This window comes from Ruminococcus sp. B05 (assembly GCF_003628495.1).
GTDB classification, from domain to species: domain Bacteria; phylum Bacillota; class Clostridia; order Lachnospirales; family Lachnospiraceae; genus Schaedlerella; species Schaedlerella hominis.
Genome location: NZ_RBZR01000014.1, coordinates 42,446 through 67,512, shown reverse-complemented (window position 1 = coordinate 67,512; position 25,067 = coordinate 42,446). Strand labels below are relative to the sequence as shown.

Annotated in this window: 24 protein-coding genes and 1 tRNA gene; 3 read left to right on the top strand and 22 right to left on the bottom strand. The window is 39.8% G+C overall.

Features of this window, described 5'->3' with window-relative positions:
* Nucleotides 1-51: 51 nt before the first annotated feature.
* From D8Q48_RS11090 to D8Q48_RS11075, 4 genes are all read right to left on the bottom strand, one after another.
* Nucleotides 52-888 (bottom strand): PRD domain-containing protein, encoded by an 837-nt coding sequence (locus tag D8Q48_RS11090; RefSeq protein ID WP_121056492.1) that lies wholly within the window; start codon nucleotides 886-888, stop codon nucleotides 52-54.
* 166 nt (nucleotides 889-1,054) lie between these two features.
* Entirely contained in the window at nucleotides 1,055-3,232 is a 2,178-nt protein-coding gene (locus D8Q48_RS11085) for a PTS transporter subunit IIABC (RefSeq protein ID WP_121056491.1), read from the bottom strand.
* A gap of 205 nt (nucleotides 3,233-3,437) precedes the next feature.
* Nucleotides 3,438-3,509 (bottom strand) — tRNA-Gln (locus D8Q48_RS11080).
* A 112-nt stretch (nucleotides 3,510-3,621) separates the two neighbouring features.
* Nucleotides 3,622-3,849, bottom strand: a complete 228-nt coding sequence (locus D8Q48_RS11075) for a YgiT-type zinc finger protein (protein ID WP_121056490.1) — start codon at nucleotides 3,847-3,849, stop codon at nucleotides 3,622-3,624.
* A gap of 357 nt (nucleotides 3,850-4,206) precedes the next feature.
* Here D8Q48_RS11075 and D8Q48_RS11070 point away from each other — a divergent pair, with 357 nt between their 5' ends.
* Nucleotides 4,207-5,016 (top strand): Cof-type HAD-IIB family hydrolase, encoded by an 810-nt coding sequence (locus D8Q48_RS11070; RefSeq protein ID WP_117991122.1) that lies wholly within the window; start codon nucleotides 4,207-4,209, stop codon nucleotides 5,014-5,016.
* 48 nt (nucleotides 5,017-5,064) lie between these two features.
* Entirely contained in the window at nucleotides 5,065-6,327 is a 1,263-nt protein-coding gene (locus D8Q48_RS11065) for a dihydroorotase (RefSeq protein WP_118689008.1), read from the top strand.
* A gap of 102 nt (nucleotides 6,328-6,429) precedes the next feature.
* Here D8Q48_RS11065 and D8Q48_RS11060 read toward each other — a convergent pair whose 3' ends face one another.
* From D8Q48_RS11060 to D8Q48_RS10975, 17 genes are all read right to left on the bottom strand, one after another.
* Nucleotides 6,430-7,293 carry a YitT family protein gene (locus D8Q48_RS11060; RefSeq protein ID WP_121056489.1) on the bottom strand — a complete coding sequence of 288 codons (864 nt, stop codon included), beginning with the start codon at nucleotides 7,291-7,293 and terminating at the stop codon, nucleotides 6,430-6,432.
* Nucleotides 7,294-7,436: 143 nt separating this feature from the next.
* Nucleotides 7,437-8,273: an NAD(+) diphosphatase gene (nudC, locus tag D8Q48_RS11055; protein WP_121056488.1), complete on the bottom strand. Its 837-nt coding sequence runs from the start codon at nucleotides 8,271-8,273 to the stop codon at nucleotides 7,437-7,439.
* Nucleotides 8,274-8,387: 114 nt separating this feature from the next.
* A complete protein-coding gene (locus D8Q48_RS11050) occupies nucleotides 8,388-8,861 on the bottom strand; it encodes a signal peptidase II (RefSeq protein WP_121056487.1) in 474 nt (157 codons plus the stop codon).
* A gap of 13 nt (nucleotides 8,862-8,874) precedes the next feature.
* Nucleotides 8,875-9,447: a zinc ribbon domain-containing protein gene (locus D8Q48_RS11045; protein WP_243116284.1), complete on the bottom strand. Its 573-nt coding sequence runs from the start codon at nucleotides 9,445-9,447 to the stop codon at nucleotides 8,875-8,877.
* A 1,195-nt stretch (nucleotides 9,448-10,642) separates the two neighbouring features.
* A complete protein-coding gene (locus D8Q48_RS11035; protein ID WP_121056484.1) occupies nucleotides 10,643-11,857 on the bottom strand; it encodes an LL-diaminopimelate aminotransferase in 1,215 nt (404 codons plus the stop codon).
* A 14-nt stretch (nucleotides 11,858-11,871) separates the two neighbouring features.
* On the bottom strand, nucleotides 11,872-12,708 hold the full coding sequence (dapF, locus tag D8Q48_RS11030) for a diaminopimelate epimerase (protein ID WP_022074992.1): 837 nt from the start codon (nucleotides 12,706-12,708) through the stop codon (nucleotides 11,872-11,874).
* Nucleotides 12,709-12,723: 15 nt separating this feature from the next.
* Entirely contained in the window at nucleotides 12,724-13,272 is a 549-nt protein-coding gene (locus D8Q48_RS11025; protein WP_121056483.1) for an ANTAR domain-containing protein, read from the bottom strand.
* 70 nt (nucleotides 13,273-13,342) lie between these two features.
* Nucleotides 13,343-14,674, bottom strand: a complete 1,332-nt coding sequence (gene glnA / locus D8Q48_RS11020) for a type I glutamate--ammonia ligase (protein WP_121056482.1) — start codon at nucleotides 14,672-14,674, stop codon at nucleotides 13,343-13,345.
* 155 nt (nucleotides 14,675-14,829) lie between these two features.
* On the bottom strand, nucleotides 14,830-16,152 hold the full coding sequence (locus D8Q48_RS11015) for an ATP-binding protein (RefSeq protein ID WP_118724332.1): 1,323 nt from the start codon (nucleotides 16,150-16,152) through the stop codon (nucleotides 14,830-14,832).
* Nucleotides 16,142-16,825 carry a response regulator transcription factor gene (locus D8Q48_RS11010; protein ID WP_121056481.1) on the bottom strand — a complete coding sequence of 228 codons (684 nt, stop codon included), beginning with the start codon at nucleotides 16,823-16,825 and terminating at the stop codon, nucleotides 16,142-16,144. The genes D8Q48_RS11015 and D8Q48_RS11010 overlap by 11 nt, the downstream gene beginning before the upstream one ends.
* A gap of 199 nt (nucleotides 16,826-17,024) precedes the next feature.
* Complete coding sequence (phoU, locus tag D8Q48_RS11005; RefSeq protein WP_118689139.1) at nucleotides 17,025-17,678, bottom strand: phosphate signaling complex protein PhoU; 654 nt, start codon at nucleotides 17,676-17,678, stop codon at nucleotides 17,025-17,027.
* 3 nt (nucleotides 17,679-17,681) lie between these two features.
* On the bottom strand, nucleotides 17,682-18,431 hold the full coding sequence (pstB, locus tag D8Q48_RS11000; protein WP_117992180.1) for a phosphate ABC transporter ATP-binding protein PstB: 750 nt from the start codon (nucleotides 18,429-18,431) through the stop codon (nucleotides 17,682-17,684).
* 14 nt (nucleotides 18,432-18,445) lie between these two features.
* Nucleotides 18,446-19,276: a phosphate ABC transporter permease PstA gene (gene pstA, locus D8Q48_RS10995; protein ID WP_121056501.1), complete on the bottom strand. Its 831-nt coding sequence runs from the start codon at nucleotides 19,274-19,276 to the stop codon at nucleotides 18,446-18,448.
* Between the two features lie 31 nt (nucleotides 19,277-19,307).
* A complete protein-coding gene (pstC, locus tag D8Q48_RS10990) occupies nucleotides 19,308-20,201 on the bottom strand; it encodes a phosphate ABC transporter permease subunit PstC (RefSeq protein ID WP_117992181.1) in 894 nt (297 codons plus the stop codon).
* Nucleotide 20,202: 1 nt separating this feature from the next.
* Nucleotides 20,203-21,126, bottom strand: coding sequence for a substrate-binding domain-containing protein (locus D8Q48_RS10985; protein ID WP_121056480.1), 924 nt, complete (start codon nucleotides 21,124-21,126; stop codon nucleotides 20,203-20,205).
* 111 nt (nucleotides 21,127-21,237) lie between these two features.
* Nucleotides 21,238-21,594: a SpoVA/SpoVAEb family sporulation membrane protein gene (locus tag D8Q48_RS10980; protein ID WP_022074590.1), complete on the bottom strand. Its 357-nt coding sequence runs from the start codon at nucleotides 21,592-21,594 to the stop codon at nucleotides 21,238-21,240.
* Between the two features lie 18 nt (nucleotides 21,595-21,612).
* The gene (locus D8Q48_RS10975) at nucleotides 21,613-22,641 is read right to left on the bottom strand and encodes a stage V sporulation protein AD (RefSeq protein ID WP_330514638.1); all 1,029 of its coding nucleotides are present in this window, start codon (nucleotides 22,639-22,641) and stop codon (nucleotides 21,613-21,615) included.
* 180 nt (nucleotides 22,642-22,821) lie between these two features.
* Here D8Q48_RS10975 and spoVAC point away from each other — a divergent pair, with 180 nt between their 5' ends.
* Nucleotides 22,822-23,277 carry a stage V sporulation protein AC gene (spoVAC, locus tag D8Q48_RS10970; protein WP_117992183.1) on the top strand — a complete coding sequence of 152 codons (456 nt, stop codon included), beginning with the start codon at nucleotides 22,822-22,824 and terminating at the stop codon, nucleotides 23,275-23,277.
* Nucleotides 23,278-23,636: 359 nt separating this feature from the next.
* On the opposite strand, the gene D8Q48_RS10965 is transcribed toward spoVAC, so the two are convergent.
* On the bottom strand, nucleotides 23,637-24,410 hold the full coding sequence (locus D8Q48_RS10965) for an Rpn family recombination-promoting nuclease/putative transposase (RefSeq protein WP_243116283.1): 774 nt from the start codon (nucleotides 24,408-24,410) through the stop codon (nucleotides 23,637-23,639).
* Between the last annotated feature and the right edge of the window lie 657 nt (nucleotides 24,411-25,067).

Here is a 25,067-nt window from a genome sequence, read left to right as displayed (position 1 = left end):
TTTTCAGATTATCACATTTTGCATATATTGTCAATTAATAAGCGAGGATTTTTAGTTATTTTCACCGGAATTGTATACTCTCTCAATATGCATCGCCAGATATCCGATTTCTCGTTCACCCGGCTGAACGCCGATATTCTCACCCAAATGGTCACAGACTGTTGTCGCAATTGCAAATGCTTTTGGGAATTTTATTTCTATATAATCATTGATATTAACCTTAAGTTCTTCACCGCGCAAAAGTCTTGCCGCCATATATTTCACATGATTCATCAAACGATTATAATCCAGCGTCATAACATCAATTTTTTTGCCCGTTTCTGTCTCTATAATGCTTACACATTCACGAACGGTTCGTGCCATCTGCATTGCCACTGATACTTTCTCATCTTCTATCGCAGAATGGACATGCAAGGCTACATAGCCAATCTCATCGTCTCCAATCTCTATCTGCATCCTGTCTGATAAAACCTTCTTCAATACAGATGCGACCTGAAATTCCTTATAAAATAGAGCATGTATATCACCTGTCAGGGGATTACTGATCTGTTCTCCGTTTTTCATCCGTGCAACTGCAAAGGATATATGGTCTGCCAACGGAAATAAGATTCTCTTGTCAATATTTCCGAAAGTATGCTCTGCTTCTTTGAGTACTTCATTTGCAATTTCCAAAAATACAGGGTCCACACTTTTAACAAGCGATGCCGCACTCCCTCGTTCTGTATCATTTTTCAATGAATATCTTGTACAGTCAGAAGGTGCTTCAAATCGTTGACTGACTTTCTTCCCAAATCCAATTCCTTTTCCAAGCAGGACATACTCTTGATTTTCTTCCATCTCTATTGCGATAACACCATTGTTATTGAGTACTTTACTCACCCGATACATATAAATATTCCCCCTGACCATTTCATTTCCTAAAGACTAAAAACAGCGTAACAAAATCTCGCCAAAATGTAAAGTACCTCGGCCTAATTTGGCCGAGGCAGATACATCATTAGCTGCTGTTCATGAGTACTCGCAAACAGCAACACATCTCATCATTTTAAATCGCCTAATATAGATCTATTGCAAACAGCGGCTCTCCTGCTTTAATCTCGCCTTTAGCAAGTAAACGGATTTTCTGATTGTCATCTAAATCTGTACATAATACCGGTGAGCATAAAGATGGGGCATGCTCAGTCAGATATGGGATATTGATTTTCATCATCACATCTCCCTTTTTCACCTTCTGACCATTTTCTACAAACACCTCAAAACCTTCTCCATTGAGTGATACTGTATCAACTCCTACATGGATTAAAAGTTCAACACCGCTTTCTGTCTCAAATCCAATTGCGTGTTTTGTATCAAATACAAATGCCACTTCTCCATCTTCCGGTGCTGTAATAATTGCATCCGTTGGAGTAACTGCTGCTCCATCTCCCATCATACGTCCTGCAAATGCTTCGTCAGGTACCGCTGAAAGGTCAGCCGCATTTCCTGTGATAGGGCTGGAAATGATGATTGTGCTTTTTGCTTTTATTTCATTTTCCGCATTTTCTGAAACTGTTGTTTCTTCTGTTTTGGTTTCTGTATTTTCCTGAGCTGTTGTTTCTGCATATGTGTCAGGTGCTGTTTCCAGATAATCTTCCAGATTTGATTTGATTACTGTCACATGTGGTCCGTAAATAATCTGAACCCCCTGTCCTTTTTTCACAATTCCTCTTGAACCTGTCTGTTTCAAAATTTCATCATTTACACGTTCTGTATCGTATACCGTAATACGAAGTCTTGTTGCACAACAGTCAACATCACTGATATTTTTCTTGCCGCCAAGACCTTCTGTGATCATCTCGCTGATAGCATCCTTTGATCCTGCCTCAGAAGTTTTCTGACCTTCTTTTCTGGCATTTACATCGGCCTTTGTATATAATTTTGTCTCTACATCATCGTCCTCACGTCCCGGAGTCTTCAGATCAAATTTTTTAATTAAAAATGTAAAGATCACATAATATAAGATAAAGTAAATAATACCAACCGGGATGATTCTTACCCAGCTTGTCTTTGCATTTCCCTGTAAAATACCAAACAAGAACAAATCAAGAAATCCGCCTGAGAATGTCAGACCTACCGCAATATTTAACATATGTGCGATCATATAAGCGGCTCCGGCCAATACAACCTGTACTGCAAATAACATTGGAGCTACAAATAAGAAAGAAAATTCAATTGGCTCTGTAATACCTGTCAACATACTTGCAAGTGCTGCAGATAATAAAAGTCCGCCTGCCTGTTTCTTCTTTTCCGGTTTTGCACAGCGATACATAGCGAGTGCTGCTCCCGGAAGTCCGAATATCATGAAAATGAATTCTCCTGAGAAATATCTTGTAGCATCGGCACTAAAATGTGTGATATTAGCGGAATCTGCAAGCTGTGCAAAGAAGATATTCTGTCCTCCCTGAACCATCTGTCCTGCAACTTCCATTGTTCCACCAACTGCTGTCTGCCAAAATGGCATATAGAACACATGGTGCAGTCCAAATGGAATCAAAGCTCTCTTGATAATACCAAAAATCAGTGTTCCGAAATATCCTGTTCCTGTTACAAGTCCGCCCAGTGCATAAATACCATTCTGAACTGCCGGCCATACAAAATACATTAATATTCCGACAAACATATAAACGATTGTAGAAATGATTGGCACAAATCTTGAACCGCCGAAAAATGATAATGCATTTGGCAATACGATTTTATGAAATCGATTGTGAAGTGCCGCAACACCCAGACCTACAATAATTCCTCCAAACACACCCATTTGCAGACTCTGGATTCCACAAACTGATGCAACTGTTCCTTCCAGCACATCTTTCGCAATTGAACCATCTGTAAGAATCTTTCCATTAATTGAGAGCATCGCGCTAATGGATACATGCATAACAAAGAATGCAATCATAGAAGATAATGCTGCAACTTCTTTTTCTTTCTTTGCCATACCAATTGCAACACCCACCGCAAAGATCAGTGGCAGGTTATCAAAAATCGCACTGCCGACTTTATTCATAATTGTCAGCAAGGCATGGAGCACAGTTCCGTCTCCCAACACTTTTTGAAGATGGTATGTTGCGATTGTTGTTTCATTTGTAAATGAGCTTCCAAGTCCAAGCAATAAACCTGCTACCGGAAGAATCGCGATTGGAAGCATAAAGCTTCGTCCCACTCTCTGCAGGACACCAAAAATTTTGTCTTTCATGACATTTCTCTCCTTCTTGTTCTTTTTTAAGATCCATAAATATCACGTTCTGTATTATTTTGAGAGAATTGTCTTTTTTTATTAGTTATCAAAGAGTGTTTTTATTTTTATGTTGATAATAAACAAAAAAGACATTAACCCACACAAATATACTCTCGTAATATTCATGCCTGGTTAATGCCTGCCGTGCAGTAACACACCATAGCTACGGAAAAGGGACTTGAACCCCTACTAACAGAGTCAGAGTCTGCTGTGCTGCCAATTACACCATTCCGCATCAGTTATTAAGTTTGTTGCTTATCATCTGCAACTCCATTAATATAACAGACTCTGAAAGAAAAAGCAAGTACTTTTTTAAGATTTTTTCAAGATTTTACAAATATTCTATTTTATGCCACTTTTCCATAATCAATAATCGAAACTTCCCGCATAAGTTGCTTAGCCATTTCAACAATTTTTTCTAAATGCGCAACGACGTCCGCTGTATATAGTACTTCATTACACTTCTCATATTTATAGCATGGTACATTTCTAACAATTATCAGACAATCCCCCATGTCTGTAACATCTGTAGTAAATCCTTTTTCTGCATTTGCCCCACAAATCATACATACCATAATCAACACTCCTTTCTTGTTCTGAATCCATTTTCCCATTTTTCTAAATTCGGAAAATATGCAGTTATTAACCTATATTATTCATCTTTCAATACAATAACATGTCTCGCCTATTTTTCCTATTCAATTGACAAGATTTTTCAAAGAATTTATACTGTTATTGTTCACTCCCGTGTCAATCACTACGCTGATTGGCACGGAGGATGCACGTTTTATCTTGAACGGCATCTCGCCCATCGCCAAAGGCGATTTAAAATGGCGAGATGCGTTGCTGGTCGCAGGTACTGTGAGCAGTACCTTTATACTGTAAATATTCATGGAATACGTGTACTATCAATTTTAATTTAGGAGTTGTTTATGAAGTATGAAATGCTTGTCCTTGATTTGGACGGAACCCTCACAAATTCAAGGAAAGAAATCACCCCTGCCACAAAGCAGGCTCTTATAGAAATTCAGGAAGCCGGAAAAAAGGTGGTTCTTGCCAGCGGACGTCCGACATGTGGTGTTGTGCCACTAGCAAAAGATTTAGAACTTGACCGTTTTGGAAGCTATATTCTTTCTTTTAACGGAGCACTCATTATTGACTGTGCAACAAATAAACCGGTCTATAATAAAACTCTGCCTCGTGAAGTTATTGCACCGATTTTTGAATATACCAAAAATTATCCGGGGCTGGATATTATTTCTTATGAGAATGATTGTGTCATTTCCGGAATTAAGGTAAATGAATATACGGAAAAAGAAATGTTTATCAATAAAATGCCCGTGAAAGAGGTCGACAATTTTGTTGAATATTTGGATTTCCCGGTAAACAAGCTGCTGATCCCTGGTGAACCGACTGTTTTGGAGAAATTAATGCCAGAATTAAAGCGTAAATTCCATTCACTTTTAAATATTTACCGTTCGGAACCATTTTTCTTAGAGATTATGCCACAGAAAATTGACAAGGCCAACTCTCTGCAGAAATTGCTCAACAGTATCGGTCTGACCGCCAACTCTATGATATGCTGTGGTGACGGCTTCAATGATGTTTCTATGATTGAATACGCCGGACTTGGTGTTGCTATGGAAAATGCTCAGCCAATTGTAAAGGAGCATGCGGATTTTATTACTCATTCGAATGATGACGACGGAGTTCTTCATGTTATCAACACATTTATGAGATAAGAAAAGAGATATTCACATTATACAATGAATTTTAAGGAGGTTTTTCCCATGATTATTAAGGATGGTACAATTATGAACCCTGCCACACAAACAATTATTTCTGGTGACATTCTTATTGAAAATGATAAGATTATTAAAATTGCTGAGTCGATTACTCCATCGGAATCAGAAGAAGTCATTGATGCTTCCGGACTGGTCATTGCGCCTGGTCTGATCGATACTCATATTCATTTCCGCGACCCAGGATTCACTTACAAAGAAGATATCCATACCGGTTCGCTTTCTGCTGCACATGGAGGAGTTACAACTGTTATCTGCATGGCAAATACTTCTCCGACTGTAGATAATGTTCCTGTACTTGAAGACATTTTACAGCGTGCCAAGGCTGAAGATATTCGTATTTATCAGGCTGCTTCTATTTCACATTCTTTAAAGGGTGAAACTCTGACTGATATGAAAGCGTTAAAAGAAGCCGGAGCATGTGGATTTACTGATGATGGTATTCCTTTAAAAAATGCTGCGTTCTGCTATAAAGCTATGGAAGAAGCTGCCTCTTTGAATGTTCCGATAAGCCTTCACGAAGAAGACCCTGCATTTATTACGAACAACGGAATCAATCATGGTGATGTGTCTGAAAAGCTGGGTGTATATGGCTCTCCTTCTATTGCTGAAGAGTCTTTGGTTGCCCGCGATTGTATGCTTGCTCTTCGCTCCGGTGCAGACGTTGTTATCCAGCACATCAGCTCCGGACGTTCTGTTGAACTAATCCGCATGTTCAAGGCGCAAGGTGCAAAACTTCACGCTGAAGCTACACCGCATCATTTCACATTGACCGATGAGGCCTTGTTAGAGCATGGAACGCTTGCAAAAATGAATCCGCCGCTTCGTACTGAAGCAGACCGTCTGGCAATCATCGAAGGTTTAAAAGACGGAACGATCGATTTAATCGCAACAGACCATGCACCTCACAGTGCCGAAGAAAAAGCAAAACCATTGACAGAAGCTCCTAGTGGAATCATCGGACTGGAAACATCCCTTTCACTTGGCATTACATCACTTGTCCGTCCGGGACACTTGACTATGATGGAATTATTAGAGAAAATGACAATCAATCCGGCCAGACTTTATCATCTGCCTTACGGCACGATTGAAGAAGGTGCTGCTGCCGATTTTGTACTTTTCAATCCAGATGAAACATGGATACCGACAGAATACGCATCCAAATCATCCAACAGTCCATTTACCGGAAAAGAATTATACGGAAAAATCAAATATACTATCTGCCGCGGAAAAATTGTTTACCAGGATTAACAGGTAGTGTCGGTTGGGTTGGGAGTGCCAGTTGGGGACGGAGTTTAATGGCTCTTTTTCCCAAGAAAAAGAGCCATTAAACCCCGTCCCCAACTGGCACTCCTATTGAATTTCTTCTCTGAATCCTTCTCCAAGTACTTCATTGGACTCCATTATAATCACAAATGCTTTCTCATCAGCCTTTCTGGCCATTTCGCGAATCGCATACATTTCCTTATTATTACTTGCACACATTACAATATCCTTTTCAGTACCTGTATAGCTTCCGCATCCCCTTAAAATTGTTGAGCCTCGTCCTACATGTTCGTCTATCATATTTGCTACTTTTTGCCCTTCGTCCGTCACAATCAATGCAATCTTACCTGAATTGATGCCGTATGTGATCTTATCAATTACAACGGTCAGAAAATAGGAAATGATCAAACCATAAATCGTGGCGTCTACGTCTTTAAATATTGCTCCGCCTAATAATACAACTGCACAGTCGATTGAGAATACAATTTTCCCCAATGAAATATGCGGGTGCTTCGAATGGATTGCCACACACACGAAATCCATTCCCGCTGTTGAAGAATGATTCATAAATATCAGTGCATAGCCTAGCCCTGAAAAAATACCTGTACATAATGCAGCAAGCATACGGTCACCGGAATAAACCGGAAGTAATGTAACTACATAGTCTGTGATTAAAGATGAAATAATAAGTGAACGTATTGAACGTGCAAAAAACTCTTTTCCTAATGTCTTGAAACATATAATTACAATCGGTATATTTAGTGCAATTGTTCCCCATCCGATTGGAATATTGAACAAACGATATAAAATTAACGCAAGACCTGATACTCCTGCCAATGGAAATTCTGCATTTGCTGCAAAATTGTAAATTCCAAGACCGATTAAAACGCCTCCGACAATATCAATAAAAATATCGTATGCAATTTTTTTTATATTCCAGTTACTTTTCATTGTGTAATCCCTACCTTACATCTATTTTTATTTATCTATTTTCCCGAAAAAAAGAAGATCATTTGCAAATCATATCAATTATAATCCGCAAACGCTCTTCTTTTTATACTTTTCAGTATTATCAGAATCTCGGGCAATATAAATTATATTTCCCCCTGCTTAAACATCTGTATCATCTCATTTGTTAAGCTTTCATCTGATGTTACCTCCGGTAAATCTTCTCGCTCAAACCATTCTGCCAAAGCAAGTTCATCCTGATCTAATGTAATCTTGTCTTCTCCGTCAAGATCGCAATAAAATCCCATCAATAATGTATCCGAAAATGACCACGGCTGGCTTTTATAATATTGAATATTCTTTACTTTCAAGCCAACTTCTTCCATAACCTCACGCTTCACCGTTTCTTCTATCGTCTCGCCAATCTCTGTATATCCTGCAAGCAGAGCATACTTTTTGTAAGTTCTTCCTGCATACTTTGAAAGAAGAAGCCGATTCCCGTCTCGTACAGCAATAATCGTTGCCGGACAGATTTTTGGAAATTCCATAGAACCACATTTTTCACAATAAAGCATGCGCTCTTTCTCGTCTTTTTGAGTCGGCGAACCACATCTTCCGCAAAACTTATGGCTTTGATACCAGGAATACAGCTGATATCCTGTGATTCCGGCAAATGCCAGATACCGCGGCTGTATCGTCCGAAACACTTCCGTATTCTCCATAGTGTAAGCTGATAACCTCTCACGATTGATATCCTTTACAAGATAAAAAGGCTTATCATCAATAGAAAATAAATATGTGTAATTCTCGTAAATATCTTCGTTCAATCGTTCTAAATCTGCAAATGTCGGAAATGTCATCCCCTCTTCGCTTTTCTTCATCAGACACGTTCTCTTTTCATAATAAAGAGCAAAGCTGTCTTTCTTTGGTGGCACCGGCTTATATGCATTGTTATACTGATGTGGTGCGATATCCTGTATCATCTATCTCTTCCTCTGTTTCTGTTAAGTATTCGTCTGCTTCATTATATCTTCTCTTCCTGTAACTCTTCCTATGAAGCAACATTTTGTTATATCTTCTTGTGAAGCAATATTTTATTATTTCTTCTTATGAAGCAATGAACCAAGAGAAACAATAATTCCTCCTGCAATCAAAAAGAAATCTCCCAGATTCCATGTAATCTTTTCGATTTTTTTATTTTCATTTTCAAATCCGATATAGTCAATCACATATCCGCGAAGCCACCGGTCAAATGTATTACTCCATGCCCCTGCTGTCATAAGTGACAAACCTATCTTCTTTGGCTTGCTTCCTTTTTTACGCATCAGCTGAATCAGCTGTGTGATCGTCAAAATTATCGTAGCAAAAGAAGATACATATTTTACCGTATCCGGATCGTTCTGCAATACATTCAATCCAAACCCACGATTATATACTTTTCGTAAAATTACTTTCCCTTTAAAAGCTTCCCGTTCTTCTTTTCTCGTGATGCCGTTCTCTATACAGGATTTGATAGTGATATCAAGCATAGCCAGCACTGCTGTCACGCTGATTAATACCAAGATTCCCATTCTCCTCTCACCTCTATTCTTCCGGTGATTCTGTCACATCTTCTTCTGCCTGAGCTTGTGGCTCTTCTTTTAACTCTTCTTCTGCCTGAACTTGTGGCTTGTCTTCTAGATCTTCTTTTTCCTGCATTCCTCTTGGTTCTTCTTTTACTTCATCAACAGTCTCTTTAACATCTACAACAATATCTTCTTCATCTACAAAATCTGCATCTGTCGGAACATCTGTTGAAACCTTCTCTCCGCAATATGGACAGTATGCCATACCTTTCGCAATACTCTTGCCGCATGCCGCACAATTTGTATCGCCTCTAAGTTCAACAATCTGTTCATTGTATTCTTCAATACTTTCTTCACGATCTTGAATTGCCTCGCACAGCGCCTCTTCTTCTGCTTCTAATTCTTCCCCGTTTAGGAACTTTTCGTATAAGACTCTTCCTAATTCTGCCAAATCATCTTCGTTATTCCTCTCTAATGTACGAATCTGATTTTTCAATCTCTGAACTTCCATTGCTTCATTCGCTTTATTACCTACGAGTTCCGCTGTCTCTCCAAGTCTCTTTGTTAAATCTTCAAAAAATGTCTTCATCATATAAGTCTCCTTTCCCCGCCGGTTAAAATCATAGTTTTATTATAACCTATTATGGGGGAACTTCAATGTTGTTTTGAGAAATTTTATGTTTTTTATGGCTATTTAGTTCATTAAGTTGGATAAGCGTCCCTGAGAGAAAATATTGGATATGAATTTCTGCTCAGACTCCGTCAGCGGGAAATACATAAAGGTCAGAATTATTACTAAAAACAGAACTTAGAAACCAGCAACTCGGGCTGTGCCCTCAAACAGCAAGTTCCTAAGCTCTAACGTAAAATTCTGGCCTTTTAGTATTTCCAATCGCTTCCTTCGTATTCACAGAAATTCATATCCAATATTTTTTCTCAGTACGTTATCGCAAATCTAATGATTTAAAAAGCAGAAAGCTTTACTGGACAAGCACTGGCACCTCATGTATCTACACATCTCGCTTATTCAGTGTTGTAGATATCTTTGTGGTAATCGTTGTATCTGCACTGACTTAATATTCGCTGTTGTAGATAACTTTTTTGTAATTGTTGTATCTGCAAGGCTTGATATTCGCTGTTGCAGATGCTCTTTTCTTGACCAATGTAATCTGCAACTTGCTCTTCTTTGAGCTTGCAGATACTTTTAATCCTGCCTATCATGTACAATTGCATCTGCATCTTGCCTTTTCTAAAACCTGAGGATGCTTCCTTTGCAAATTTTGCATCTGCACCCCACGTTTTCTATAACGTGAAGATGCTTCCCATTGAAATTACGCATCTTCAACCTGCCCTTTCTATAACTGGCGGATACACCCCGCAGAAATTGTGCATCCTCAACTTGCCCTTTCCATAACTGGCAGATACTCCCCACCGAAATTGTACATCTTCAATTCCCCAAAATCCATTATCTCAGATATCTTCCCCAATATCCTTTCTTGCTATTTACTTCTCAACTTGAGCCAATACATTACTTACAAAAAAATTGATATAAGAAATCCGAGCGAATATGAAATGAGCGTTGGTGACACTTAGAGCGTAAATTTTTGCGTTAATGGATTTGAACGAACGTGTTTGAAGCTGCATAGCAGCAAGTTTGAGTTAAAATTCATTTGCTTTTAGCAAAAATTTACGCTCTTATGTGTCTCCCGCTCATGGAATCTGAGCAAGAATTCTTATATCAATTTTTTGTAAGGAACGTATTGCCACTTCGTGAATTAAATAGCAACCTACATCTTCTTAATCCGCTCAATCGCAGCCACTGTATTTTCATAGCTTCCAAATGCAGTCAGTCTGAAGTATCCTTCTCCGCTTGGTCCAAAGCCTGAACCCGGAGTTCCGACTACATTTGCATTTTCAAGAAGATAATCAAAGAATTCCCAGGAAGTCATATTGTCCGGTGTTTTCAACCAGATATATGGAGCATTTACCCCGCCTGATACAGTATATCCTGCATCTTTTAATCCCTGTGAAATTACTTTTGCATTGTTCATATAATATGCGATCTGTGCTTTAAGTTGTGCCTTTCCTTCTTCAGAATATACAGCTTCACCGGCTCTCTGCACAATGTATGGAGCACCGTTATATTTTGTTCCATGACGTCTTGCCCACAGTGAATGTAATGTCACATCGCCGCATTTTACATCTTTTGGAATAATAGTTGCACCAAGACGTACTCCTGTAAATCCGGCATTTTTTGAAAAGCTTCGAAGCTCGATCGCACATGTTCTTGCGCCTTCGCATTCGTAGATTGTATGTGGCACGTCATCTTCTGAAATGTATGCTTCATAAGCTGCATCATAGATGATAACTGCACCTACTTTATTTGCATAGTCAACCCATTCCTGCAGCTGTGCTTTTGTGATTGTAGAGCCTGTCGGATTATTTGGAAAGCAAAGATAAATGATATCCGGTGTTTCTTTTGGAAGCTCTGGTGCAAAGTTTGTCGCTTCAGTACATGGCATATAAATTACATCACTCCATGTTTCCTTTGTTGGATCATAGACTCCTGTTCTTCCTGCCATAACATTTGTATCCACATATACAGGATATACCGGGTCACACACTGCGATTTTATTGTCGATGCTAAAGATTTCCTGAATGTTTCCGGAATCACATTTTGCTCCGTCAGAAATAAATACTTCGTCAGCTGCGATATCGCATCCGCGAGCCTGATAATCATTTTTTGCCATCGCACTTCTTAAAAATTCGTATCCGAGGTCTGGTGCATATCCGTGAAATGTCTCTGCATGTGCCATTTCATCTACTGCTTTATGAAGGGAATCGATGATTGCCGGTGCAAGTGGCTGTGTAACATCACCAATTCCAAGTCGGATGATTGATTTATCCGGATTTGCCTCGCTAAATGCAGCAACTTTTTTTCCTATTGTTGAAAACAGATAACTTCCTGGTAATTTTAAATAATTTTCATTTACTTTAAACATTATTGGGTTCCTCCCTATTTTTCTTTCCACACTCCGTCAAATGAGACTTCTGCAGGGCCGGTCATGTAGACAGTATTTTTTTCGCGGTCCCATTCAATTTGAAGGTCCCCGCCTAACAATTTTACTGTCACAGTATTTTCTGTCAGTCCATTTAAGATGCAGGCAACTGCAACTGCACAGGCACCTGTTCCGCATGCCAGTGTTTCTCCCGAGCCTCTTTCCCATACTCTCATTTGAGCTGTATGACGGTCTATTACATTTACAAATTCTGTATTTATTCGATTTGGAAATCTTTCATGATTTTCAAATAATGGTCCTATCTTTTCTATTTCCAGATTTTTTATATCATCCATAAATACCACATCATGAGGATTTCCCATAGATACTCCTGTCATATGGTATTCTTTCCCTCCAACCATGATTGGTTCGTCGATCACAGTCTCGCCTTTTGCAACGATTGGAATTAATTCCGGTTTTAAAATCGGGGTTCCCATATCGACTTTTACGAGTGTAACTTTTCCATGTTCTACTGTCAGGTCAAGGTATTTTATTCCGCCAAGCGTCTCTACTGAAATGCTTGTTTTATCTGTCAGACCATAGTCGTAGACATATTTTGCTACACATCGGATTCCATTTCCGCACATTTCCCCACGTGAACCGTCTGCATTGTACATTTCCATTTCAAAATCAGCTACTTCGGATGGTTTGATCAAAATCAGTCCGTCTGAGCCGATTCCGAAATGGCGGTCGCTTACTTTGACTGCCATCTCAGATGGGTTTTCTATTTTTTCTTTAAAACAATTTACATAGACATAATCATTGCCTAATCCTTGCATTTTTGTAAATTCCATAACCAGTTACCTCTCTTATTCATCCATAATTGTTAAAACCATCTGCGCGGTTTCCAACATATTGGTCCCGCTATCCATACTGCTTTTTTGTAAATATCGATGTGCCTCTTCTTCTGTCATATTATTTCGTTCCATCAAAAGAGACTTTGCCTTCGCAATTAATGCTTTTTCTTCCGGACTGCGCTGTTTTGCAGCTTCATGACGTTTTTTCCTTCGCCTCCTCATATTTTGCAGCATCATTTCCACCGTATTTATTAAATCATGTACTTTTATCGGCATTGATAATCCGATAACACCCTGTACACTCCCATCACTCCATTTATCGGGAGATGTCACCAACAATATTTCAAATTCTTTCGGAAGATACTCTCGGATATCTGTGTACATCATATCCTGCATACGGTATCCGCAGATTATGATTCCTTCATCCAATGTATCTGCTATATGAAGCACCTGCGCCCCAGTCGTGCATACTCCATATACATCAATCCCACCACGCACAAGGATATTTCGAATATTAATTGCAATTTCTTTTTTAGGAAATGCTACAATAATTTCGTTCATATTCTACACCTCCTGCATCCCATACTGTAATAAACAAAACAGTACTACTTTGTTACCTTTGAAAGCGGGATCAGATTTTGTGTAGATAATTTGCAATTTCCCAATCTGTAACTTGCATGCAATATTCATGATATGCTTTTTTATGCGAATCGATCATCTTTGTTGATAATTCTCTTCCAAGCACATCTTTGATAAATGAATCCTGTTCCAGTTCATTTACAGCTTCCGGAAGGCTCTGTGGCAGCATGTCAATGTGCAGTGAAGCGCGTTGCTCATCTGTCATTTTCTGTGCGTTTAAATCTATGCTTCCCATCGGCTTGATGCTGTTTTTAATTCCATCCAGACCTGCTGCCAGAAGCACAGCCAGTGCCAGATAAGGATTTGCCGAAGGGTCCGGACTTCTAAGCTCCAGTCTCGTATGTTCTCCTCGCATAGCCGGAATCCGGATAAGCGGTGAACGTGATTTGCCTGACCAGGTAATATAGACCGGTGCTTCATACCCCGGCACAAAACGCTTGTAAGAATTAACCGTCGGATTGGTAATGCAAGTGATTGCCTTGATATGTTCCAGAATTCCACCCATAAACTGATATCCTTCCTGACTCATACCATTTTTATCTGTATCATCCCTGAAAATGTTTTTGCCGTCTTTCCAGAGTGACAGATTCATATGCATTCCTGAACCGGCTGTCTCGATTTTTGGTTTCGGCATAAATGTCGCATGCAGGCCATGTCTCTTTGCAATGGTTTTTACTACCATACGAAATGTAACGATATTGTCTGCCGTTGAAAGTGCATCGTCATAATGAAAATCAATTTCATGCTGTGCCGGAGCCAGCTCATGATGTGATGTTTCTACGTTAAATCCCATATCTTCCAATGTCAAAACCATGTCTCGTCTTGCATTTTCTCCAAGGTCCAATGGTCCTACATCAAATGAGCTTCCCTGCTCATGTGTGATCGTTGTCGGAATTCCATCCTCGTCTGTGTGGAAAAGGAAAAATTCGCACTCCGGACTTGCTTTGAGCGTATACCCCATTTCTTCAGCTTCTTTTACAACCTTCTTCAATATATAACGCGGATCCAGTTCAAATGGTCTTCCATCCGGATAATGCACATCACAGATCATACGTGCAACTTTTCCTTGTTGTGGCCTCCATGGAAAAATCTCAAATGTATTCAGATCCGGATATAAATACATATCTGCTTCACCGAGTTCTGCGAATCCTTCTACCGATGAACCATCAAATACGCATCTGTTATCCAGTGCTTTTTCCAACTGACTGACAGTGATTGCCATGTTTTTTATCGTTCCATAAATGTCTGTAAATTGCAGACGGATAAACCCTACATCTTCTTCCTCTACCATTTTTAGAATATCTTCACGTGTATAGTTGTGCATTATCGAACCCTCCAAACATACTTCAATATTAGAAATGAAACGGACAAGTCCGCTTCAAATTTCCTATAAAGTGAAAAATGGGCGTTCTCTACCTTTAGAAAACGCCCTTGTTCTTCGTTATTATAACTTTGATATGGTAAATTGTCAAATTGATTTTATTTATTCTTAGAAAACACTATGGAAATCCGTGTTCCTTCCCCGACTGTACTATCTACGGATACCTTTGCCTGATGAAGCAATGCTCCATGTTTTACAATAGAAAGCCCCAGTCCTGTTCCTCCGATTTCTTTGGAATGGCTTTTGTCAACCCTGTAGAATCTTTCGAAAACTCTCTCCAGATGTTCCTCTGGTATTCCGATTCCTGTATCCGTTACGCTTACCTTTGGACCTTCCAGTGTATTACCAACCCAAATGCTCACGCTTCCTCCGGGACGATTGTATTTTATTGCATTCTCGCAAATGTTATAAATCATCTCATCTAATATCTGACGGATACCTGTATAAGTCACTGACTCTCCTTCCAAAATCATCCTGACATGCTTTGCAGATGACTGCATAGAAAGGCGGCTTACGATTTCCCTCGTCATATCATACAGATTGACTTCTTCTTTCTCTAACTCTACGGATTCTTCATCAAGTTTTGACAGTTTGATGATATCTTCTACAAGGGTGATAAGCCTTCTTGCTTCTTTGTAAATGCGCTCGGAAAAGTTTTGGATATCTTCCGGTTTTACAAGTCCATTTTTCATAATTTCTGCATAACCGGATATTGAAGTCAGCGGTGTCTTTAGCTCATGGGAAACATTTGCCGAGAATTCTTTTCTCATATTTGCCACTGCATCTTTTTCTTTGTTCTGTTTATCGATTGCCTCTAGAAGCGGATCCAGCTCCTCATAAATTTCATTATCCAGAGGATGCTCTATATCCAGTTCATTGATCGGACGAATGAGTCTTGCTGTCTGCCATCTGCCGAGTATATATACAAATGCAAGCACGATTGCCGCGATCACTGCCATCACAGGAAATATCTGAATTGCCGTGCTTATCAGACTGTCCATATTTCTTGCCACACGAAGGACTGTGCCATCATCTAAAAGGACTGCATAATAATAGAGTTCTTTTCCAACGGTATCAGACATACGGATATCCTCACCGACTCCATTTTTCAATGCTTCACGTACTTCCACTCGGTCTTTGTGATTATCAAGTGTACTTTCATCACCCCTGGAATCATAAAGTACCTTTCCGTCTTGTGCAATCCTTGTGATGCGGGTCCTTGCATCTACTTCATCGAGTTCTTCCAGATATTGTGTCCCGGTAATCTCTATTGCTTTTTCAATATACTTTGCTTCCTGGCACACATCTGTTTCCAAAATCCCCAGACTTTGATTATATACAAAAAAGGAAACAAATCCATATGAAATAATAATGGTTATTGCCAAGATAAAAATCATACTTTTTTGAATCTTATCTCTCATTCGTTTCTCCAATGCGATATCCCACTCCTCGAATTGTTTCTATCATCGATCCGTACTCTCCAAGCTTCTGTCTGAGTGTTCGAATATGTACGTCTACCGTTCTTGTCTCACCATCAAAATCATACCCCCAGATATCTGTGAGAAGCTGGTCTCTGGTCAGCACGATATTTTGATTCTTCATCAATTTCTCTAACAGCTCAAATTCTTTTAATGTCAGAACAATTGTCTTACCATCTGCTGTAACTTCATGTTTTTTCAGATCCATCCTCACTCCATTTATCTCAAGTTCAGAAGTAACTGTCTTTGTTCTTCCGGTACGACGCAAGACAGCTTTGATTCTTGAGACAAGCTCCATCATGCCAAATGGTTTTGTCACATAATCGTCTGCTCCGGAATCAAGTCCTATTACCTTGTCGTATTCTGTTCCCTTCGCAGTCACCATAATGACCGGAATATCTTTTGTTTTTGACGAACTTTTCAGTCTACGCAGGATCTGCATTCCGTCTTCTCCCGGAAGCATGATATCCAGCAAAACGAGCTCTGGTGTATCAAACGCCAGAGCCTCCAAAAAGGATCTGCCCTCCGCAAACCCTTTTGCTTCCAATCCTGTTGATTCCAATGTATAGACTACCAGTTCGCGAATGTTATCATCATCTTCTACGCAATAAATCATCGCAAGCTCCCTTCTTTTTTGATTGTTGAGGGGGGTGCTGGTGGGGGTGCCGGGGTGCCGGTGGGGACGGGGTTTAGTGAGCCATTGGGGACGGGGTTTAGTGGCTCTTTTGTAAAAAAGCCACTAAACCCCGTCCCCAATGGCTCACTAAACCCCGTCCCCAACCGGCACCCCGGCACCAACCAGCACCCCCGTCCCTCTAAGCAACCCCGCTTCTATGGCTTCCTGTAATAGAAAATTCAACCCACTCTGCAATATTAGTTGCATGATCTCCAATTCGCTCCAAATATTTAGCGATCATGATCAAGTCAAAAATCTCTTTACCTTTGTTTCCTTGTTCTTCTTTGATGAATGCTATCAGCTCTTCGCGGATCTCATCAAAATACTGGTCTACAGTATCATCTTCAAGCATTACTTTTCTTGCAAGCTCAAGGTCCTTCTCAACATAAGCTGTCACGCTGTCACGCACCATCTTACTTGCTGCTACAGACATCTCGTTTAACTTCTTCAGCTGCGTTGGGGTATTTCTTCTTGTTGAGATTACGATCTCTGCGATATCAGAAGTCTGGTCTCCGATTCTCTCCATATCTGTGATCATCTTAAGCGCTGCTGAAATCCTACGCAGATCTCTTGCTACCGGCTGCTGCTGAAGTAATAATTTCATACACAGACCTTCAATCTCTTTTTCCAGCTGATCAATCTCTTCATCAGCTTCGATCACTGCCTGTGCCTGCTCCAAATCTCCTTCTGTCAATGCATTTGTTGCGTTGGCGATAGCAACCTCACAAAGCTCACCCATGTGAGTAAGTTCTTCTTCCAATAATTGTAACTGTCTGTCAAATCGATTACGCATAAATCAACCAAACCTCCCTGTAATATAATCTTCTGTTCTCTTATCTGACGGAATAGAGAATAATTTTTCTGTCTCATTGTATTCTACAACTTCTCCAAGAAGGAAAAATGCAGTGTTATCCGATATACGTACTGCCTGTTGCATATTATGCGTTACCATAACGATAGTATAATCTTTTTTCAATTCCAGTGCAAGGTCTTCAATCTTAGATGTAGAAATCGGGTCCAGTGCCGAAGTCGGTTCGTCCATCAGAAGGACTTCCGGCTCTACTGCCAGTGCTCTGGCAATGCACAATCTCTGCTGCTGTCCACCGGACATACCAAGTGCACTTTTCTTTAATCTGTCTTTACATTCATCCCAGATTGCCGCATTTCTCAATGATTTTTCCACAATATCATCAAGCTTTGCTTTTGAACGGATTCCATGAGTACGAGGGCCATACGCAATATTGTCGTAAATGCTCATTGGAAATGGATTTGGCTTCTGAAATACCATACCGACACGGCGTCTTAAAAGATTGACATCCATTCCTTTAAACACGCTCTTTCCATCTAAGAGGATATCTCCTTCAATTCTGCATCCTTCCACAAGATCATTCATTCTGTTGATGGATTTGAGCAATGTAGACTTACCGCATCCACTTGGTCCGATAAATGCGGTGATTTTATTTTCTTCGATTTCCATATTGATATTCTTAAGTGCTTTAAAATCACCGTAATATAGATCAATATTCTGAATACTTAATTTTGACATTGTTCTTTCCTTTCTTATGCTTTCGCAAGACGTTTTGCGATCACGCCTGATAATGTATTGATACCGACTACCAGTATCAGCAAGATTACTGCTGTCGCGTATGCCTGATTCATATACAGACCTTCACTTGACAGGTTATACATATGTACAGCCAGTGTACGTCCTGAACCAAAGATACTGCTCGGCACCTTTGCCACTGTTCCGGCAGTATACATAAGTGCTGCTGTCTCACCTACGATACGGCCGATTGCCAGAATCACACCTGCCAGTATTCCCGGTACGGCTGACGGAAGTACGATACGGAATACGGTACGAAGTTTTCCTGCACCTAAACCAAAGCTTCCTTCACGAAATGAATCCGGTACCGATTTTAACGATTCCTCTGTCTGACGCATGATCAATGGAAGAATCATAATTGCCAATGTAAATGCTCCTGCGATCAATGAGAAGCCCCAGCCTAATGTATTTACAAAAAATAACATTCCGAACAATCCGTAAACGATAGATGGGATACCTGATAATGTCTCTGTCGTCAGTCGGATTACGTCCATAAATTTATTTCCACGTTTTGCATATTCAACCAAGAATACTGCTGCAAAAATCCCAAATGGCACTGCGATCAGTAATGAAAGAAAAGTCATAATGATTGTATTGATAAGTGCCGGCATCAAAGATGCATTTTCCGATGTGTAATGCAGTGAAAACAGTGAAGGTTTAATATAAGGGACTCCATGAACCAAAATATATGCAATCAGGAAAATCAATACCGTAAATGTGATAATTGCTGAGAGCATAACAAGAAGCATCAGAATCATAGACCCCGGATGTGCCAGATACATCTTCATCTTATCCGTAAATGTTGTATTATTAGCTTCTTTACTCACGATCTTTCCCCCTATTCAACAATGCTACACTAAAGTTAATGATCAAAATAAATACGAAAAGTACAACGCCTGTTGCGATCAATGCCTCTCTGTGAAGATCTGTGGCATATCCCATTTCGATTACAATGTTTGCTGTCAAGGTTCGCACTCCCTTGAGAATCCCTTCCGGCATTCTAGCCTGATTTCCTGCTACCATAATCACAGCCATTGTCTCACCGATTGCACGTCCAATACCAAGAACAATTCCTGCGATGACACCGGATTTAGCAGCCGGGATCATAACTCTGAAAATGCTTCTTTCTTTTGTTGCTCCCAAAGCAAGCGAACCTTCATAATACTGTGATGGTACTGCTCTGATCGCAGCTTCTGTTGTTCCGATAATCGTCGGAAGGATCATCATGCCAAGAAGGATCGACGCAGTCAATATACTGCTTCCATTTCCGGATGAGTGAACCACTCCTGCACCTTTCAGTGTTCTTCCAAAATCTCTAATCAACGGAACCAATACTACCATTCCGAAAAATCCATATACAACGGAAGGGATTCCTGCCAGAAGCTCTGTTGCCATTTTCAATGGTCTGTAAATTTGTTTCGGACAATATTTTGCCATAAATACGGAGGTCAGAATTCCAATCGGAACACCGATAATGATCGCACCTGCAGTCACATAAATACTTCCGATAATCATTGGGAAGATTCCAAATATTTCATTTTTCGGTTTCCACATTGTTCCGCTTATGAATTTACCAAATCCGATTTCCTTCATTGCAGGGATTCCATTTGCGAAAAGAAAGATACAAATGAGTGCTACCGCCAGCACCGAAGCACAAGCGGCAACAAAGAACACTCCCTGCATGAATTTCTCAATCCATGCTTTTGATTTCATATTATTCTGCGACCTCATCCCATGTTGTGTATGAACCTGTGTAGATTTCTTTTACCTGCTCACTTGACAGTTCATCTGCCGGGTTATTGTTGTTTACGATTACTGCAATACCATCTGTTGCGATTACTGTTGCTTTCAATCCTTCTGATGTCTCTGAATCTTTCAGTTCTCGAGATGCCATACCGATATCATAGCTTCCCTCGATTGTAGATGTCATACCTGTTGTAGAATCTGATGTCTGAAGTTCGATTTCTGCATTTGGATTTACTTTTTTATAAGCCTCAATCAGTTTTTCCATTACCGGTGATACAGATGAAGAACCACCTACTACACATTTTCCCGAAGGAGCTGTTTTGGCGTAATCTGCTGCATCATCGTTTGAAATGTAACCGTTGTCTGAGATTACCTGCTGTCCGTCTTTGCTCAGGATATAGTCAATGAAATCTTTTGCAACTTCATTTGTCGGGTCACCTTTTGTTGCGATGTTAAATGGTCTTGATACTTTGTAGCTGCCATTTTTGATGTTTTCTTCTGTTGCTTCTGCTCCATCGATTTTCAATGCCTTTACACTGTCATCCAAAGAACCAAGTGATACATACCCAATAGCGTAATCATCTTTTGCAACTGTTGTTAACATAACGGATGTATTATTTGTAATCTGTGCGTCTTCAGTTGTCATATCAACTTTCTGATCACCCTGTTTTTCTTCAATTCCCAATAACTCGATAAATGCTCCTCTTGTACCTGAACCATCTTCTCTTGATACAATTGAAATATCATTTGAGCTGTCCCAGTCACTTGCCTGCTCCTGTGATGCTGCATCAGAATCTGTATTTGCTGCAGCTGAGCTGCTTCCGCATCCTGCCATCATAACTCCTGTCATTCCTACTACTGCTAATACTGCAACTAATTTGTTCATTTTCATTTTTACAAATATCTCCTTGTTTTTTAAGCTATATTTTGTTTACATGTCGTATAATACTGGGGTCTTGTAAAATGTAAAAATGGATGTTTGTTAAATCTGTGTAAAAATGTTTTACTTTTTCATCTTAGGCTCAAAAATCCAGGATGCAATGTAGCCGAATATCAGCGCCGCCGCTGTACCTGCCGCCCCTGCGGTAAATCCTCCCTGGAAACATCCAAGCAGTCCGTTTTTTTCAACAGCCTCTTTTACGCCTTGCCATAATGTATTTCCAAATCCAAGCAGCGGAACGCTTGCCCCGGCCCCGGCAAATGTTTGAAATGGTTCGTATAAATTACAAAATCCAAGTACTGCACCACTGCAGACTAAAAGTACCATAATCCTTCCCGGCATCATTTTCGTGCGGTCCATCAATATTTGAACCAATGCGCAGATTGCGCCTCCTACCCAAAATGCGTTAATATAGTCCATATCTTTTCTCCTCGCTTTTTAATTACAATGCTCCAATACAATTCCATGTGCAATTCCCGGCACACTTGCGCCTTCATTAAAACTGACTGTCGACATCAATGCTCCTGTCGGTACGAATAGGATTCGTTTCCATTCTCCTTTTTCTATCTTTGGTAAAATATAGGACGCAAGCGTGACTGCCGCACATCCGCACCCGCTTCCTCCTGCATGTGTATCCTGCTCCTTTGCATCAAATATAAGCATCCCACAGTCCAAATGTTTTTCCTGCAAATCTACACCTTTTTTATAAATCATATCTAACAATAGCTTTTGTCCCACAGCTCCTAAATCTCCTGTAATGATCCGGTCGTAATCTTCTGCCTGCTGCTCAAAATCCTTTAGATTCATTAAAATTGTATCCATGGCTGCCGGAGCCATACACGCTCCCATATTCTGTGAATCTTTCAATCCATAATCTACAATTTTTCCAATCGTCACGCCACTAATCCGCACGTGACTTATGGATGCATCTTTGGCAACAATAAAAGCGCCGCTCCCTGTCACAGTCCAATGTGCAGACAATGGTCTTTGACTTGCATACCCAAGCGGAAAACGAAATTCTTTTTCTGCACTTCCAAAATGACTCGAGGTTACAGCCAGCATAGCCTCTCCGTATCCTGCCGCCACTGCCATTGAGCTAAGCGCCAGTGCTTCCCCCGATGTAGAACATGCTCCATACAATCCAAATGTAGGAATCTGCAGACTTTCCGTTCCCATCGAAGTGGCAATCCCCTGTCTTAGCAAATCTCCACCATACAAATATCGTATCTGCGATTCATTCATATTTACCTTTTGCAAAGCAAGTATACAAGCCTTCCGCTGCATATTACTCTCCGCTTCTTCCCATGTTTTTCCTCCAAACAAATCATCTTCCGCATGAAAATCAAAACGTTTTCCAAGTGGCCCTGCAAATTCTTTTGAGCCGACTACAGACGCTGCACTTATAATATAAGGTGCTTTCCGAAAACGGATGCTCTGCTTTCCACAAATCAACATTTCTTTCTCCAAATCGTCACCCTCGTTTCCTGAAGTTATTCACTTCATTTTGTTTTTTTAGTTATTTATTCTCTTTCTTTGCCTTAGTTTTCCTCTCTTCTGCAAAATATATTCGTGCATAGAATTGTTTGGATTTGTAAATGCTATTGGTAAGAATATCATTAGAAATTTAGTAGAAAGAAGGACTTCTTTATGACTCCATTAGAAAAACAGATAAAAGAAAAGCAATATCAGGATTATGTAAAACAACATACCCCCGTCCATAATGTCTGGACAAATATGCTCAAAGCCTTTTTAACCGGTGGAAGCATCTGCACCCTCGGACAGCTGATTTCAAACTATTGTAAGACTCTGGGCTTATCTGAAAAAGATTGTGGTGCCTGGACTGCTATAGTTCTTGTTCTATTCAGTGTTATCCTGACCGGACTAAACGTGTATTCCAAGATTGCAAATTGGGGTGGTGCCGGGGCACTCGTCCCAATAACCGGATTTGCAAATTCTGTTGCCGCCCCGGCGATTGAATATAAGAAAGAAGGCCAGGTTTTTGGAATCGGGGCGAAGATTTTTACAATTGCCGGACCTGTACTGCTGTATGGCGTGGTTACAAGTTGGGCACTGGGGGTGGTTTACTGGGTGCTTTCTATTTAGTTCATTAAGTTGCTATTTAGTTCACTGGATGGCTATTTAGTTCACGACAGCCCCAGGCAAGAAAAAGACTATGCACTCCTGCTCAGCTTCGTCGGGCAAGCCCGACTCCAATTCGCTGGATTGCATAGTCTTTTTCTTGCTTTGTGGTGTACTGTGATCGAAATAGGTGGAGCGATGATGGATTTACTTTTGAACGAACGTGTTCGAAGCTGCGTAGCAGTAAGTTTGAGTTCAAATTCATTTGCTTTTAGCAAAAATACACGCTCTTATGTGTCTCCCGCTCATGGAATCTGAGCAAGAATTCTTATATCAATTTTTTGTAAGGAACGCATCCCCACCCAGTGAACTAAATAGCAACTTTAATCCTGCTTTTCTGATAAAATTTCATCAATAATCGGTTGGATTGCTTCCACGTCTTCCTCTAATTCATCAGCTATTGCTTCGACACTCTTTCCTTTTGCAAGTTTTTTATGAACTAATTGTTTAAAAAGTTCTTTTTGACCAGATTCAAATCCCTCTGTTCGTCCAGCTTGCCTGCCTCTTTCTTCTAATGCTTGTAATCCTTTACACATCTGCATCTGTTCTCCCTCACTTTCTGATTTTAATGCCTGATCAATAATTTTCTGTGACTTGGTAACTGAACCAATTACCAATGCCAGTTCTGTATCAATCGGTTTATTTTTGTAGCGTTTATTAATTTCTGCATAATCTTGCTTATAAATGGAACGAACAAGATCAAATACAGTATTTATATCTTGATTTTGAAAATGTAAATTTTCACTGTTCTTTACCTGTACAAGATTCATCTTATAGTCTGCAACTATAGACTTTAATTCTTCTGGAATATTCAGCATGTCGATAAGACTCAATGGTCCATCCCAATCGTCTTCACCATAATAAACACAGATACTTATCATTGGATGTAAGCGGTCTTCTTTCTTTAATCCGGATAAAAATTCACCGGGTGTCTTTAACCGCTTCTCTTTGCGATTCACGGCAATGATTTCATTACATTCTTTCAAGTATGTAAGTGAATCATTTAACATATGTCGCAATGGCATTGCATAATGCACGTTGTCCTGATTCTCAAGTCCCCAGATTATGAAATCTACACCACATGCTGTCTTTTTCACAACATCAAATACTTTCTGAATTGTTTCTGCGTGACCATTGATTTTCAGAAGCGATGAAAGGTCTGTATCCGCCTCTACTAACTCTTCCGGTTTTAATACTTGTTTGCCATTAAATAATACAGTATTAAATAAATCAGCAAATCGATCATTGTTCCGCCAGAATGCCTTCAGTATCGTGTCTGGTTTTACTTTATTTTGTCGTTTCGTCTTTGGTTCCTCCCTTTCCTTTGCAGGAGGACTCTTCCTATTTTCTAATTACGTTCAGTCCTCCTCTGCTTTTTTACTTTTGTTTTTGGTATTAAAGCATAGATTTCTGAATTGTGATTAGATTATAGATGGTGTGTTACACCTTAGAATTCATATAGAAATATGCTTTGTAGGTAGTTTAACATATGTGCTTCTGTGATTGCAAGAGATAAGAATCAGTTTCTATTTAGTTCATTAAATGGCAATACGTTCTTTACAAAAATTGATATAAGAATTCTTACTCAGATTCCATGAGCAGGAGACACATAAGAGCGTAAATTTTTGCTAAAAGCAAATGAATTTGAACTTAAAGGATATTGAGTGACTATATCTGTGGTAATAGGTTTTCTGGAATTAAAGATGCAAAATGTTGATGAGGAGTATCCGCAAAGCATTGAAATGGCAAGTTGA